General features: G+C 59.8%; 13 protein-coding genes. 6 read left to right on the top strand and 7 right to left on the bottom strand.

Annotated elements, in window-relative coordinates:
• Window positions 1–16: 16 nt before the first annotated feature.
• Complete coding sequence (locus I9H07_RS04385) at window positions 17–1024, bottom strand: DUF481 domain-containing protein (RefSeq protein ID WP_024671982.1); 1008 nt, start codon at window positions 1022–1024, stop codon at window positions 17–19.
• A 160-nt stretch (window positions 1025–1184) separates the two neighbouring features.
• Between I9H07_RS04385 and I9H07_RS04380 the strand changes: the two genes are divergently transcribed.
• The 3 genes from I9H07_RS04380 to I9H07_RS04370 are packed head-to-tail and all read left to right on the top strand — an operon-like array spanning window position 1185 to window position 3489.
• The gene (locus I9H07_RS04380; RefSeq protein ID WP_236424714.1) at window positions 1185–1541 is read left to right on the top strand and encodes an MGMT family protein; all 357 of its coding nucleotides are present in this window, start codon (window positions 1185–1187) and stop codon (window positions 1539–1541) included.
• Window positions 1542–1595: 54 nt separating this feature from the next.
• On the top strand, window positions 1596–3146 hold the full coding sequence (locus tag I9H07_RS04375) for an AmpG family muropeptide MFS transporter (protein ID WP_236424715.1): 1551 nt from the start codon (window positions 1596–1598) through the stop codon (window positions 3144–3146).
• 28 nt (window positions 3147–3174) lie between these two features.
• The gene (locus I9H07_RS04370) at window positions 3175–3489 is read left to right on the top strand and encodes a hypothetical protein (protein WP_024671979.1); all 315 of its coding nucleotides are present in this window, start codon (window positions 3175–3177) and stop codon (window positions 3487–3489) included.
• A gap of 72 nt (window positions 3490–3561) precedes the next feature.
• On the opposite strand, the gene I9H07_RS04365 is transcribed toward I9H07_RS04370, so the two are convergent.
• Both I9H07_RS04365 and I9H07_RS04360 read right to left on the bottom strand, forming a co-directional pair.
• A complete protein-coding gene (locus I9H07_RS04365) occupies window positions 3562–4392 on the bottom strand; it encodes a mechanosensitive ion channel family protein (RefSeq protein ID WP_236424717.1) in 831 nt (276 codons plus the stop codon).
• Between the two features lie 100 nt (window positions 4393–4492).
• A complete protein-coding gene (locus I9H07_RS04360) occupies window positions 4493–4972 on the bottom strand; it encodes a YajQ family cyclic di-GMP-binding protein (RefSeq protein ID WP_007248931.1) in 480 nt (159 codons plus the stop codon).
• 171 nt (window positions 4973–5143) lie between these two features.
• Between I9H07_RS04360 and I9H07_RS04355 the strand changes: the two genes are divergently transcribed.
• Genes I9H07_RS04355 through I9H07_RS04345 form a run of 3 tightly spaced genes read left to right on the top strand, consistent with a single transcriptional unit; the run spans window position 5144 to window position 8738 of the window.
• Complete coding sequence (locus I9H07_RS04355) at window positions 5144–6064, top strand: putative 2-dehydropantoate 2-reductase (protein WP_236426478.1); 921 nt, start codon at window positions 5144–5146, stop codon at window positions 6062–6064.
• A gap of 43 nt (window positions 6065–6107) precedes the next feature.
• Window positions 6108–8144 carry a sensor histidine kinase gene (locus I9H07_RS04350; RefSeq protein WP_024671976.1) on the top strand — a complete coding sequence of 679 codons (2037 nt, stop codon included), beginning with the start codon at window positions 6108–6110 and terminating at the stop codon, window positions 8142–8144.
• Between the two features lie 15 nt (window positions 8145–8159).
• Window positions 8160–8738, top strand: a complete 579-nt coding sequence (locus I9H07_RS04345; RefSeq protein WP_024671975.1) for a cob(I)yrinic acid a,c-diamide adenosyltransferase — start codon at window positions 8160–8162, stop codon at window positions 8736–8738.
• Window positions 8739–8858: 120 nt separating this feature from the next.
• Here the strand turns inward: I9H07_RS04345 and I9H07_RS04340 are convergent, their stop codons facing one another.
• From I9H07_RS04340 to secA, 4 genes are all read right to left on the bottom strand, one after another.
• Complete coding sequence (locus I9H07_RS04340) at window positions 8859–9809, bottom strand: Nudix family hydrolase (RefSeq protein WP_236424879.1); 951 nt, start codon at window positions 9807–9809, stop codon at window positions 8859–8861.
• 2 nt (window positions 9810–9811) lie between these two features.
• Window positions 9812–10438, bottom strand: coding sequence for a glutathione S-transferase family protein (locus tag I9H07_RS04335; RefSeq protein WP_058824382.1), 627 nt, complete (start codon window positions 10436–10438; stop codon window positions 9812–9814).
• Window positions 10439–10495: 57 nt separating this feature from the next.
• Complete coding sequence (gene argJ, locus I9H07_RS04330) at window positions 10496–11713, bottom strand: bifunctional glutamate N-acetyltransferase/amino-acid acetyltransferase ArgJ (RefSeq protein ID WP_024671972.1); 1218 nt, start codon at window positions 11711–11713, stop codon at window positions 10496–10498.
• Window positions 11714–11822: 109 nt separating this feature from the next.
• The gene (secA, locus tag I9H07_RS04325; protein WP_236424877.1) at window positions 11823–14564 is read right to left on the bottom strand and encodes a preprotein translocase subunit SecA; all 2742 of its coding nucleotides are present in this window, start codon (window positions 14562–14564) and stop codon (window positions 11823–11825) included.
• Between the last annotated feature and the right edge of the window lie 148 nt (window positions 14565–14712).

The raw sequence follows: 14712 nt of genomic DNA, 5'->3' as shown, positions 1-14712 counted from the left end.
GTCGCCCACTATTGATTTACCAGCTCACACCGAAGCCAGCGGTGTAGCGGGTCTTGTCGACATCGCCATTATCCGAACCACTGATGACGTTTTTCTCGGCCTTCAGATTGAGCGAGGCCCAATCGGTCACCTTGTAACGCAGGCCTGCTTCGACATCCAGCGAGTAATCGGCCACAGCGCTCAACGGTTTGCCCAGCTCGCCGTTGGTGAAGAACTCGACTTTCTTGCCGATCAGGTAGCGGTTGTAATCCCAAGTGCCGGCGACCGAGTAGAAGTTTTCCTTCTGGCCATTGGAGAATTCGAAGTCTGTGCGGTTAAGCAACGCACCGACCTTGAAGGCGCCCAGTTCGTCATCCCATAGCTGATAACCGGGACCGGTACCCACTACGCGCTGACGGGACAGGTCTTCAACCTTGTCGCGCTTGTAGCTGATGCGGCCGTCCCAGAAGAATTTCTCGGTCAGGAAGCGGTCCAGCGAGTACTCGGCGCTCCAGTTGTCGGTGCCGACCACTTCGTCTGTGGTCTCGCGGTTGTAATCGCCCTTGGCGTTGTGACGCCAGTCACCATGACGCGCTGACGTCTTGAAAGCGACGTTGTAGTCATCGGTATCGTTTTCGGCCTGCTGGAAGTCCAGCGCGGCATCGATATTGCCCTTCCAGACCAGATCGGTGATGACCGGCTTCGGCTTGATGATCTGCTGAATACTGGCCAGCTCGACCGTCTTCGGTGCTTCGCCATTGGCCAGCACGACCTTGCCGTCGTCGGCAGCTTGCAACGATTTGGCGACCTCGCCGGTGTGCTCATCCTGCTTGACCAGCAAAGGCTGGTCGCTTTTCAGGGTCTTGACCTGTTTCCAGTCCAGCGCGATAGCGCCGCCGTATTCGGTCTGCAGCAGCAACTTGCCGCCATCGAACACTTTGATCGTGCCGGTCAGCCGGTCGCCATTCTTCAACCAGACGGTATCGGCAAGCAACGGAGTGGAAACGGCGGTGATTGCAAGGCACAGCAAGGTTCTGGACAACATAAGCGATAACTAGGCTCTGTAAGGCGGGAAATCGGGCATTATCCTGCAGGAGGGCGTTCGGGGGCTATCCATGTACCACCAAGCACGGTGGTAACTGACAGCCTTATTTAGCTAAAGTTCAGCGAACGACAATCAATATCGTTTTATACAGGATTATTGTGTGGCCGACCCGGACTTAACATTACTTTACCCGGCTGAACCCTCGCCAAACGAGGTGCGGCGTGCCGCTCTCTACCTGACGATGGCGCAAATACCGGAAGGTAAAGTGGTCGCCTACGGGCAACTGGCCGAGCTGGCAGGCCTTGGCCGCGCCGCGCGCTGGGTCGGGCGCACGCTGAGCCAGTTGCCGGAGGGTTCCACGCTGCCATGGCACCGGGTTTTAGGGGCTGGCGGCCGCATCAGCCTGCCAGTGGGCAGCGCCTCAGGTGACGAACAGCGCGCACGTTTACGGGCCGAGGGCGTTACCATTACGAATAATCGGGTGGATATGCAGCGCCATGGCTGGCGTCCGCTATAGCACAGCGGTTAGAGTGCGCCCTTTGTTTTCGTAACCTGAGGCAGATTCCAGCCCATGCCCCGTAAAACCTGGCGCGCCGCGCTCGCCGCATATGCCAGCCCGTCGACATTAGTGTTACTGCTGCTCGGATTCGCTGCGGGCATGCCTTACATGCTGGTCTTTTCAACTTTATCCGTGTGGTTGCGCGAAGCCGGTGTCGCTCGTGAAACCATCGGCTATGCGAGCCTGATCGGTCTGGCCTACGCCTTTAAATGGGTGTGGTCGCCTTTGCTCGACCAGTGGCGTCTGCCGCTGCTCGGTAAACTCGGGCGACGTCGTTCCTGGCTGGTCCTTGCGCAGAGCCTGGTGATCCTGGGCCTGATCGGCATGGGCTTCTGCGATCCGCAAAAGCACCTGTCGTGGTTGATCGCCATTGCCGTGGTGGTGGCCTTTGCGTCTGCGACCCAGGACATCGCCATCGATGCCTATCGCCTGGAAATCGCTCAGGACACCCAACAGGCTGCCCTCGCCGCCAGCTACATGTCCGGCTATCGCGTAGCGGCACTGCTGGCAACCGCGGGCGCCCTGTACTTCGCCGAAGGTTTCGGCTCGACCGGCTTTGCCTACAAACACTCGGCATGGACCGGCACCTATGTGCTGTTCGGCCTGCTGATGCTGCCGGCACTGGCCACCACGCTGATCATGCGCGAGCCGCCGGTGCCGTTGCGCACCCAGCTGTCGGCCGCGCGCTACGGCTTCACTCACCAGTTGGCGTCGGTGTTCGTGCTGATTGTCTTGCTGGTGTCCGTGCCGGCGATGTTTACCCAGCTTTACAACACCGACTTCGCCAGTGTGCTGTTCAACGGCACCAGCTGGATGGACCTGCTGCTGGAAGACCGGGCCTTCCTGCGCGCCATCCTCTACACCCTCCTGACCTTCGCCTGCCTGTCGTCAATGGGCCGTCGCGGCCTCGCGCCGGTGCTGACGCCGATCAACGATTTCATCATGCGCTATCGCTGGCAGGCGCTGCTGCTGCTGGGCCTGATCGCAACCTATCGGATGTCGGATACGGTCATGGGCGTGATGGCCAACGTGTTCTACATCGACCAGGGCTTCACCAAGGATCAGATCGCCAGCGTCAGCAAGATCTTCGGCCTGATCATGACGCTTCTGGGTGCGGGTGTCGGGGGGCTGCTGATCGTGCGTTTCGGTATCATGCCGATCCTGTTCATCGGCGGCCTGACTTCGGCATCGACCAACATCCTGTTCCTGCTGCTGGCGGACATGGGGCCGAATGTGAAGATGCTGATCCTGACCATCTCACTGGACAACCTCAGTTCGGGGCTGGCGACGTCGGCGTTCGTCGCCTACCTGTCGAGCCTCACCAACCTGAAGTTCTCCGCCACCCAGTACGCCCTGCTCAGTTCCATCATGCTGCTGTTGCCACGTCTGCTCGGCGGTTATTCCGGCGTGGTGGTGGAAAAGTTCGGCTACCACAACTTCTTCCTGATCACCGCCCTGCTGGGTATACCGACACTGGTGATGATCATCCTGCAATGGAACAGGGAGATACGCACGGCGAAGACCGAGGAGCCGAAACAAGCGACCTCCATCGACCAGCCCTGATCCCTGGCCAACCCATCAAGGAACACCATTGGACACTGAAAACAAAGCACGCCCTTTCAACCCGGTTCCTCTGGGCCTGATAAGCCTGGGAATATGGTTGCCTATCATCGGCGCAGCCTACCTCTCGCAAGGCCCGGCAGACCCGTCCGGCTCGACGGCCTTTGGCGGTGGCACGGTCATCCTCGCGCAGATTGAAATATTCGCCGTCATCTTCCTGTTGCTTTACGCCATCGCGATAAAGCCATGGAGGCTTACCAAAGGCGTACGCACGGTGTTCTACATCAACGCCGTGGCCGCAGTTATCGCGGCGATTACGATCATTACTACGCTGGCCAGGATGTAGTGAGACGAGACGAAAAAAAGCCCTGACGTTTATGACATCAGGGCTTTTTTCGTATCGAAGGGCGGTCGGCAGTTACTCCTGAACCACCCGCACAATCCGCTGCGGCAGTGGGATCTCGATGCCCGCGTCCTTCAAGCGGTCGCGCGCCTCGATGTTGAACATCGACGTTACATCGCCCATATCGCCAGTACTGGTCCAGACCCGCAATGACAAGGTAATCGCGTTCTCGCCGAGCGCGGCCACCACGGCCTGCGGGGCCGGGTCTTTCAGCACGCGCGGGTCGTCGGCCATGTCCAGCAGGACCTGCAAGGCTTTCCTCAAGTCCGCATCGTGGCTGACGCCGATGTCGAAGGTGATCTTGCGAGTCGGCTGACGGTTGGTGTTGGTGATGATGCCGTTGGACAGATTGCCATTGGGTATGATCACGGTGCGGTTGTCGCCGGTGCGCAGCACGGTGTGGAAGATCTGGATGTTGTCGACGGTTCCCGATACACCCTGGGCCTCGATCCAGTCACCGATGCGGAACGGACGAAACAGCAGAATCAGTACGCCGCCTGCAAAGTTCGCCAGGCTGCCCTGCAGAGCCAGACCGATGGCCAGACCGGCAGCACCGATGGCCGCCACGAACGAGGTCGTTTCAACGCCGATCATCGACGCGACGCTGACCACCAGCAGGATTTTCAAAATGACGTTCGCCAGGTTGCTGACGAAGCCCTGCAAGGCCAGATCAGCGTGTCGCAATGCCAGTAACGCACCCAGTTTGCCGGTCAAGCGGTTGATCAGCCACCAGCCCAGGCACAGCGTTACCACAGCCAGCAGCAAACGGCTGCCGTATTCCATGATCATCGGAATCCACGCCTGCGACGCTTGCCACAGATGACCGACTTCAGCGTTTAAATCCATTGTTGTCCCCATTACCCGTTACGAGCGATGCCAAATCGCGCTCAAGGCGATTCGGACTGACCGGGAAACCCAAGGGTTCCCCGCAGCTCAGTGCACCTGTTCAGTCACGGAAGTTGTTGAATTGCAGCGGCATGTCCGCATCGTAGGCACGCAGTGCAGCGATGGCTTCCTGCAAGTCGTCACGCTTCTTGCCGGTCACCCGAACCTGCTCGCCCTGAATGGCGGCCTGGACCTTGAGTTTGGCTTCCTTGATGTGGGCGACGATTTTCTTCGCCAGCTCCTTGTCGATGCCTTCGCGCAGCGTGGCTTCCTGCTTCATCAGCTTGCCGGACGCATACGCATCTTTGACTTCCAGGCACTTGGCGTCGATCTTGCGCTTGACCAGCGCCAGCTTGAGGATCTCGATCATGGCTTCCAGCTGAAAGTCTGCTTCAGCGGTCAGCGTGATGGTCAGTTCCTTGAACTCGAACGTGCCTTTGCCTTTGAGGTCGTAGCGACGGTCCAGCTCTTTGATGGCGTTGTCGACGGCATTCGTGACTTCGTGTTTATCCAATTCGGACACTACGTCGAACGAGGGCATGTATGTTCTCCAGATAAACGGCGTGCGCACAATGATCGGGCACGCATGACTTGACGGTGTGAAAGAACGCTCATTATAACGAGACTTTCCCTGCGTTCACTGTGAGCCTTTCATGCACATCCCTGTTTTCACGTTCAACAGACCGTTACAGCCCATGATCGTGCCACGCTGATGGCGGTGATCTGGCATGTGCTGGGGGCCGGCAGCCTGGGCAGCCTGTGGGCGGCACGTCTGAGCCGGGCGGGTCTGCCAGTGCGTCTGATACTGCGCGACGCCGACCGGCTGGCGGCGTATCACGCCAAGGGTGGCTGTGTGACGCTGGTCGAAAACGCTGTGCCCCACGCCTATGCCGTCGAAGCGCAGACGGCTGCACAGCAAGCGCCCATCGAACGGCTGCTGGTTGCCTGCAAGGCCTACGACGCGGAGCAGGCTGTTGCGCAACTGGCGCCGCGCCTGACGACCAACGCCGACGTCATCCTGCTGCAGAACGGTATGGGCAGTCAGGACGCGGTGGCCGCGCGAATCCCCCACGCTCGCTGCATTTTCGCGTCCAGTACCGAAGGCGCGTTTCGAGAGTCGGACTGGCGCGTCAGGTTCGCCGGCCACGGCTTCACTTGGCTGGGCGATGCCGCAAACCCGGTTGCACCGCTGTTTTTGCAGGACCTGCACGACAGCGGTATCCCGCACGAATGGACGCCGGACATTCTCTCTCGCCTGTGGCGCAAGCTGGCGATCAATTGCGCGATCAACCCGCTGACGGTGCTCCACGATTGCCGAAATGGCGGTCTGCTGGAACACGGCTGCGAGGTTGCGACGTTATGCGCAGAATTGACTCAGTTGCTGGAGTGCTGCGGCCAGCCCGCCGCCGCGCAGGAGTTGCACAGCGAAGTGCTGCGCGTGATCACTGCCACGGCGGCCAACTACACGTCGATGCATCAGGATGTCGCCCACCGGCGCCGTACCGAGATCAGTTACCTGTTGGGTTACGCGTGTGCTGCCGCCGTTCGCCATCGCTGCCCGACACCCCACCTGCAGCATTTGCAGGCGCGTCTGACCGCTCATCTGGCAAGCAAGGGTTTGCGTACTGACTAGCCCGCGCTACCCTGCTCGCACCACCCGTCAATGCGACTCGCCCATGCCCTTGCGCCAACGCCTGGAAAACCTGCCGGTAGGCCAGAAACTGCTGGCCGCCCTGCTGGTCCTGATGACCACCGTGCTGCTGGTCGCCAACCTGACCTTCATCAGCGCGGCCTATTACATCTCCCAAGAAGCCATGGCCCCGCAGGCCTTGCAAACCATCGGCCGCCTGATCAGCAGCGCCAACCTCAACGAGCGAGCCCTGTACTCGCCAAACGAGGCGCGTGCCCTGCTCAAGGAGCTGAAAAGCTACGGGCCGTTACGTGCAGCCGCTGTGTATGACAACAACGGCGAGCGGCTCGAACAGATGCATCAGGGTGAAAGCCTTGAACTGCCCAGGCATTTCAAGGACCTGGACAGCTGGCGCCTGACTGAATTTCGCAGCACGCAGGTCATTACCGTGCCGAAAGGCAACGAACCGCCTGGGCATCTGTTGCTGGTCGCCAGCAGCGAGCTGCCGCCCGCGTTCTACACCGGCACGCTGACTGCCAGCCTGGGCATTCTGGTGTTCAGTGTGCTGCTCTGGCTGGTGGTCGCCCGGCAGATCCGGCGTTTGATCACCGAGCCTATCTATCAACTGGAAGAACTGTCCCGGCAGGTGACTCGCGAGGAGAACTACGCCCTGCGCGCCGAACCGGGCAATGAAGATGAAATCGGCAGCCTGGCCGAAGCATTCAACACCATGCTGTCGCGTATCGAGGCCCGTGAGCAGCAACTCAAGCGCGCCCGGGACGACTCTCAGGAAGCCTACGATCAGGCCCAGGGTCTGGCCGAGGAAACCCGCCACACCAACCGCAAGCTGGAACTCGAAGTTCAGGTGCGCAGCAAGATCGAGAAGAAGCTCACCGGCTTTCAGAATTACCTCAACAGCATCATCGATTCGATGCCCTCGGCGATGATCGCGCTGGACGAGCAGCTCTACGTGACGCAGTGGAATCAGGAGGCTACGGCGCTTTCCGGGACGACGCTGGACGAGGCGCTGAATCAGCCGATCTTCCTCGCGTTTGAGCCGATGCGTTCGTTCCTGCCGCAGATCAAACACACGGTCGAGCGACACAGTGTGACCAAGATCGAGCGCGTCACCTGGATCAAGAACGACGAGGCGCGCCATTACGCATTGACGTTCTACCCTCTGACCGGCGATGCCGGGCGTGGTGTGGTGATCCGCATCGATGACATCACCCAGCGTATTTCGCTGGAAGAAATGATGGTGCAGTCGGAGAAGATGTTGTCTGTCGGCGGCCTGGCAGCGGGCATGGCACATGAGATCAATAATCCACTGGGGGCGATTCTGCATAATGTGCAGAACATCCGCCGACGTCTGTCCCCGGAACTGCCGAAGAACATCGAACAAGCCGAAGCCGACGGTGTTGATCTGGCGGTGGTCAATCAGTATCTGGAGAACCGCGAGGTTCCAAAGCTGCTGGATGGCATTCAGCAGGCAGGCGCCAGAGCGGCGAAGATCGTCAGCCACATGCTCAATTTCAGCCGTCTGAGCAGCCGCCAGCTGTCACCCTGCGATCTGCCCGCGTTGATCGATCAGGCGGTGGAAATCGCCAGCAACGATTTCGACCTGACCATCGGTTTCGACTTCAAGGGCCAGCACATCATTCGCCAGTTCGACCCGGAACTGGGCCCGGTGCCTTGCATCTCCAACGAGCTGGAACAAGTCCTCCTGAATCTGCTGAAAAACGCGGCGCAGGCCATTCACCAGCGCCCTGACAGCGAGGAGCCAGGACGCATCATTCTGCGCACCCGCCTCAATCCGCCGTGGGCCGAGATTCAGGTGGAAGACAACGGCATCGGCATGTCGGAAAGCGTGCGCAAACGTACCTTCGAGCCGTTTTTTACCACCAAGGAAATCGGTCAGGGCACCGGACTGGGGCTTTCGGTGTCGTATTTCATCATCACCAATAACCATAAAGGCCAGATGGAGGTGCAATCCTCCCTCGGCATGGGAACCTGCTTCACGCTGCGTTTGCCGCTGGTTGCCAATCAGGTGAATGTGCAGCAGCAGGTTATTTCCAAATCCTGATCAGGAGCCATCGCAATGGGCTTTCGTTTGTCGAAGATTTACACACGCACCGGCGACACCGGTGAAACCGGGCTGGGTGACGGCCGCCGGGTCTCCAAGGATCACCCGCGCGTCGAGGCCATCGGTGAAGTCGATACGCTGAACAGCCAGCTCGGGCTGCTGCTGGCGGGACTGATTGACGAGGCTCAGCGCGTTCCGGCGCTCAATGAAGTAATTGAGGTGCTTGCGCCCTGCCAGCATCGGTTGTTCGATCTGGGTGGCGAATTGGCGATGCCGAGCTACAAGGCACTCAACAGCACCGAGGTCGAGCGGCTGGAGGCAGCGATTGATGTCTGGAATGAGGAGTTGGGGCCGCTGGAAAACTTCATCCTGCCAGGAGGCTCCTCGCTGATCGCCCAAGCGCACATCTGCCGCAGCCTGGCGCGCAGCGCCGAACGCCGCTGCCAGCACCTGAATGCGGTTGAGCCGCTGGAAGGCGCAGGGCTGGCGTACATCAACAGGCTGTCGGACCTGCTGTTCGTCGCCGCACGCCTGATCGCCAGAAGGCAGGGTATTGCCGAGATACTCTGGCAGCCTGCGCCCAAGCCGGTTTAATTGGCAGGCGGGGCGTCATGAAAGGCATGCCCATGCGGGAGCGTGAGGAACGATAATCTCAATTATCGTGCGACGCTCTGCGTCGGCATGCCGTTCAGGACACTCTGCGTCCTCTTCGAGTCAGACGATCTCGTCAGGCCAGAACGCGCGGATTCCGGCCACGCCTTGCGCGCCGCTTTCCCAGGCTTTTTGACATTCCGCAGGGCCTACGCCCCCCAACAGGAAAACCGGTCTGTTGAAACCTGCGATCAACTGCGTCGCCTGTTCCCAGCCCAAGGGCTGTGCATCAGGATGGGTCAAAGTCGGCTGAACGGGAGACAGGGTGACGAAATCCACGCCCATCTGTTCGGCCAGGGCCAGCTCTTCGGCGTTATGGCATGACGCAGCCAGCCAGCGATGCTCAGGGAACGGACGGCCGCGACTGGCGTACTTACGCAGTTGTTCCGCCGTCAGGTGCCAGCCAGCGGACGGAAAGTCCCCCAGCCACTCCAGAGGGCCTTTGAGCATGAGCTGCGCCTTGCCTGCGCACAAGCCAGCCGCATCGACTGCCAGATCGCGATACTTCGGGTCATAGCCGCCCGGTGCCCGCAACTGAACCAGCTTGATTCCACCGGCGATTGCTTTCTGCACGCCGCGCAGCAATTCGATATTGTCCAGCCCGTCAGGCGTGATCAGGTACTCGGCAGGCAAGCGTGCCGCCGCGACGATCGGCTGGTTGGCCGCCGGAAACTCATAGCTGGCCAGCTCCCGAGGCGTCGCCCAGGCCAACGGCTGACCTTCTGCGCCATGCGGCTCGCCGGTGAATGCAGAAACCTCCCACACATCCAGCAGCACTTGTTTGTCGGGATAATCGTGACGAACCTTGATCAATGGACGAGCAGCGGTCACCACGATGCCCAGCTCTTCCTGCAGTTCACGTGCAAGTGCCGCCTCGACGGTCTCGCCCGCCTCGACCTTGCCACCCGGAAACTCCCAGAGCCCGCCCTGGTGCTGGCTGTCTGCACGTCGGGCGATCAGGACTTTGTCGTCAGCGCCACGGATGACAGCGGCGGCCACATGCACTCGTTTCACGATCAGGACTCCTCCAGGCCAGCCTGCTGCCAGCGCTTGAAGGCAGGCCATTGGTAGATGGTTTCGATATAGGCCAGCGCGTCTGCCGGCAACTCGACACGATAGCTGCGCAAACGAATCGCCACCGGCGCGAAGAACGCATCGGCAATGCTCGGTTTACCGAACAGGAACGGACCGCTTTCGGCAGCCGCAGCGCGGCACTCGGCCCACAGCTCGACGATACGGTCGATGTCGTTCTGGGTATCGACCGAAATGACTTCCAGCGCCTGATCATGGCGCAGGTCCATCGGCATGTTCGAGCGCAGGCTGACAAAACCACTGTGCATCTGCGCGCATGCCGACCGGGCCTGTGCCCGGGCAGCCGTGTCACGGGGCCACAGCCCGGCGTCCGGGAAGCGTTCGACCAGGTATTCACAGATCGCCAGCGAATCGATGATCGTGCCGTGTTCGCACTGAAGTGCAGGCACCTTGCCGGTCGGCGAGTACTTGAGGATGTTCTGGCGGGTATCAGGCTGATTCAGGCGGATCACCTGATCGGTGAACGGCGTACCGGTCATTTCCAGTACCAGCCATGGACGCAGCGACCAGGAGGAGTAGCGTTTGTCGCCGATAATCAGGTGCAGGCTCATGGTTCAGCTCCATTGAGTCCGGCGCGAAAACAGGATGCCCCCGCGCCGGACGTTGAATCAGGTGCGGTATTCCGCGTTGATCTTCACGTACTCGTGAGAAAGGTCGGTGGTCCAGATGGTTTCGCTGCAATCACCGCGACCCAACTCGATACGGATGGTGATTTCTTCTTCAGCCATGACCGCCGAACCCTGTTCTTCGGTGTAAGTGGTCGCTCGGCAGCCCTGGCTGGCGATGCAGACGCCACCGAGGAATACGTCGATCTTGCTCACGTCCAGATCCGGCACGCCCGCACGCCCGACAGCGGCCAGAATACGACCCCAGTTCGGGTCGGAGGCGAACAACGCGGTCTTGATCAGCGGGGAGTGAGCGACGGCATAACCGACGTCCAGGCATTCCTGATGATTGCCGCCGCCATTGACTTCGACGGTCACGAACTTGGTTGCGCCTTCGCCATCGCGCACGATGGCCTGAGCGACTTCCATGCAGACGTCGAACACAGCCTTCTTCAAGGCTTCGAACAGCGGGCCTTTGGCTTCGGTGATTTGCGGCAGATCAGCCTGACCGGTCGCGATCAACATGCAGCAGTCGTTGGTCGAGGTGTCGCCATCGATGGTGATGCGGTTGAACGACTTGTTGGCACCGTCGCGGATCAGGTCCTGCAAGACGCTCTGCGAGACGTTGGCGTCGGTCGCGATGTAACCGAGCATGGTCGCCATGTTCGGACGAATCATGCCTGCGCCCTTGCTGATGCCGGTCACGGTGATGGTGACGCCATCGTGAGTGAACTGGCGGCTTGCGCCTTTGGGTAGGGTGTCGGTGGTCATGATCCCGGTCGCCGCAGCCGCCCAGTTATCCACAGACAGATCGTCGAGCGCAGCTTGCAGGGCACCTTCGATCTTTTCCACAGGTAATGGCTCGCCGATTACGCCCGTCGAATAGGGCAGCACTGCCGACGCATCCACGCCGGTCAGTTGCGCCAGCGCTTCGCAGGTACGACGTGCCGCAGCCAGACCCGGTTCGCCGGTGCCCGCATTGGCATTGCCGGTGTTGGTCAGCAGATAACGGACGGTGCCCTGGACACGCTGTTTGGCCAGAATCACCGGCGCGGCGCAAAACGCGTTCAACGTGAAAACACCGGCAACGCTGGAGCCTTCGGCACAGCGCATGACCACGACGTCCTTGCGCCCCGGACGCTTGATGCCGGCAGAAGAAATGCCGAGTTCAAAACCGGGAACCGGGTGCAACGCAGGCAAAGGACCAAGACCAACAGCCATCGGGGTGCTCCTCAAGGAGTGTGGCGCCGTCCACATCGGTACGGCTATCAATGAAAAAACGCCGCGACGGGCAAGCCGGTCGCGGCGCAGGTATTACACGGTCAAAGGCTTAGTTGATCTGGCCGTGACAGTGCTTGAATTTCTTGCCCGAGCCGCACCAGCACAGCTCGTTGCGACCCAGTTTCTGGTCATTGCGCACGGGTTCGGAAGCGACTGCAGCAGGCACTTCACCGCCCTCTACATCCACCAGTGGCTGATCGATACCCGGCGCTGGCGCGTGTTCGAACTGCATACGGCTGGCCAGCTCTTCGGCTTCGCGACGCAGGCGTGCCTCTTCTTCTTCCGGGTCTTCGCGACGAACCTGAACATGCGACAGGACACGGATAGTGTCGCGCTTGATCGAGTCGAGCAGTTCCTGGAACAGGGTGAACGACTCGCGCTTGTATTCCTGTTTCGGGTTCTTCTGGGCGTAACCGCGCAGGTGAATACCGTGACGCAGGTGGTCCATGGTCGACAGGTGATCTTTCCACAGGTCATCCAGCACACGCAGGAGGATCTGCTTCTCGAAGGAGCGCAACGCTTCGGCGCTGGCCTGGTCTTCTTTCTCGTTGTACGACACCAGCAGCTGCGCCATGATTTTTTCGCGCAAGCTGTCTTCGTGAAGATGATCGTCCTCGTCGAGCCACTGCTGAATCGGCAGCTGCACAGCGAAGTCGGTATTCAGCGCAGCTTCCAGACCGGCAACGTTCCACTGCTCCGGCAGGGACTGCGGCGGAATGTGCTGGCTGATAAGCGTATTGAGCACTTCTTCGCGGAAGTCGGCGATAGTCTCGCCAATGTTGTCAGCGGCCAGCAGCGTGTTACGCATGTGATAAATCACTTTGCGCTGCTCGTTGGCGACGTCATCGTACTCAAGCAGTTGCTTGCGGATGTCGAAGTTACGACCTTCCACCTTGCGCTGCGCTTTCTCGATGGCGTTGGTCACCATACGGTGTTCGATGGCTTCACCGGACTGCATGCCCAGCGCCTTCATGAAGTTTTTCACCCGGTCAGAGGCGAAGATGCGCATCAGGCTGTCTTCAAGTGACAGGTAGAAACGGCTGGAACCGGCATCCCCCTGACGACCGGCGCGGCCGCGCAGCTGGTTGTCGATACGACGCGATTCGTGACGCTCGGAAGCAATCACATGCAGGCCACCGGCTTCGATCACTTGCTGATGGCGTTTCTGCCAGTCAGCCTTGATCTGTGCGATCTGCTCGGGGGTCGGATCTTCCAGGTTGGCAACTTCGACTTCCCAGTTACCGCCCAGCAGGATGTCAGTACCACGACCGGCCATGTTGGTAGCAATGGTCAGCGCACCCGGACGACCGGCCTGCGCGATGATTTCGGCTTCTTTTTCGTGGAACTTGGCGTTAAGCACCTTGTGCTCGATACCTTCCTTGGTGAGCAGATTGGACATGTGCTCGGACGTTTCGATGGTCGCCGTACCGACCAGCACCGGGCGGTTTTCCGCCATGCACGCCTTGATGTCGGTCACGATGGCCGCGTACTTCTCTTCCGCCGTCAGGTAGACGAGGTCGTTGAAGTCCTTGCGCGCCAGTGCCTTGTTCGGCGGGATGACCATCACCGCGAGATTGTAGATCTGGTGGAATTCGAACGCTTCGGTATCGGCCGTACCGGTCATGCCGGACAGCTTGTTATACAGACGGAAGTAGTTCTGGAACGTGGTCGAAGCAAGCGTCTGGCTTTCAGCCTGGATGTTAAGACCTTCCTTCGCTTCGATGGCCTGGTGCAGGCCTTCCGAAAGGCGACGACCCGGCATGGTACGACCGGTGTGTTCGTCAACCAGCAGAACCTGGCCGTCAGAAACGATGTATTCGATGTTGCGATTGAACAGTTTATGCGCACGCAGACCGGCATAGACGTGGGTCAGCAGGCCAAGGTTGTGCGCCGAGTAAAGGCTCTCGCCCTCGGCCAGCAGGCCGACTTCGGTGAGCATTTCTTCGATGAACTGGTGACCGGCTTCGTTCAGCTCGACCTGACGCGTCTTCTCGTCAACGGTGAAATGGCCCGGCTTGGTGACTTCGCCTTCCACTTCCTCGATGTGCTGCTCGAGCTTGGGGATCAGGCGGTTGATTTCGGTGTACAGCTTGGAGCTGTCTTCAGCCTGACCGGAGATGATCAGCGGCGTACGCGCTTCATCGATCAGAATCGAGTCGACTTCGTCGATCACGGCAAAGTTGAGTTCACGCTGGAACTTGTCGTCCATGCTGAACGCCATGTTGTCGCGCAGGTAGTCGAAACCGTACTCGTTATTGGTGCCGTAAGTGATGTCGGCAGCGTAGGCGGCGCGCTTCTCTTCCGGTGGCTGGAATGGCGTGACGATGCCTACGGTCAGACCGAGGAATTCGTACAGCGGGCGCATCCAGTTGGCATCGCGGCGAGCGAGATAATCGTTCACGGTAACCACGTGAACGCCCTTGCCGGACAATGCATTGAGGTACACAGCCAGGGTACCGACGAGGGTTTTACCTTCACCGGTACGCATTTCCGCGATCTGGCCTTCGTGCAGGGTCATGCCGCCGATCAACTGAACGTCGAAGTGGCGCATGCCCATGACACGCTTGCCCGCTTCACGAGCGACGGCAAAGGCTTCAGGCAGCAATTGATCGAGGGTCTCGCCTTTGGCTATGCGGGCCTTGAACTCTTCGGTCTTGGCGCGCAATTGCTCGTCCGAAAGGGCCACCATTTGCTCTTCGAAGGCATTGACGATCTGTACCGTCTTGAGCATGCGTTTGACTTCACGCTCGTTCTTGCTTCCAAAAAGTTTTTTCAACAAAGGCGCAAACATATCGACAGGATCTTCCACACATAGGAATGGAGGGCGGCCCCGTGAGTCGCCCGTGCAGCCCAGATGGCCACATGCGAACGAGCATTCTACCCGGAAACGATGGTGAGGAAAGTGGCGTTATTCCACGATGCTGGCACAGCGCTGTGAC

This window comes from Pseudomonas syringae (genome assembly GCF_023278085.1).
GTDB lineage: Bacteria > Pseudomonadota > Gammaproteobacteria > Pseudomonadales > Pseudomonadaceae > Aquipseudomonas > Aquipseudomonas syringae_Q.
The sequence above is the reverse complement of the archived record's forward strand: the minus strand, read 5'-3'. Positions and strand labels throughout refer to the sequence as shown.

Bases quoted from the DNA above. Each gene is read 5' to 3' on its own strand.
- I9H07_RS04385 (WP_024671982.1), bottom strand. From the start codon at position 1,024: ATGTTGTCCAGAACCTTGCTGTGCCTTGCAATCACCGCCGTTTCCACT.
- I9H07_RS04375 (WP_236424715.1), top strand. From the start codon at position 1,596: ATGCCCCGTAAAACCTGGCGCGCCGCGCTCGCCGCATATGCCAGCCCG.
- I9H07_RS04365 (WP_236424717.1), bottom strand. From the start codon at position 4,392: ATGGATTTAAACGCTGAAGTCGGTCATCTGTGGCAAGCGTCGCAGGCG.
- I9H07_RS04360 (WP_007248931.1), bottom strand. From the start codon at position 4,972: ATGCCCTCGTTCGACGTAGTGTCCGAATTGGATAAACACGAAGTCACG.
- I9H07_RS04355 (WP_236426478.1), top strand. From the start codon at position 5,144: ATGGCGGTGATCTGGCATGTGCTGGGGGCCGGCAGCCTGGGCAGCCTG.
- I9H07_RS04350 (WP_024671976.1), top strand. From the start codon at position 6,108: ATGCCCTTGCGCCAACGCCTGGAAAACCTGCCGGTAGGCCAGAAACTG.
- I9H07_RS04345 (WP_024671975.1), top strand. From the start codon at position 8,160: ATGGGCTTTCGTTTGTCGAAGATTTACACACGCACCGGCGACACCGGT.
- I9H07_RS04335 (WP_058824382.1), bottom strand. From the start codon at position 10,438: ATGAGCCTGCACCTGATTATCGGCGACAAACGCTACTCCTCCTGGTCG.
- argJ (WP_024671972.1), bottom strand. From the start codon at position 11,713: ATGGCTGTTGGTCTTGGTCCTTTGCCTGCGTTGCACCCGGTTCCCGGT.
- secA (WP_236424877.1), bottom strand. From the start codon at position 14,564: ATGTTTGCGCCTTTGTTGAAAAAACTTTTTGGAAGCAAGAACGAGCGT.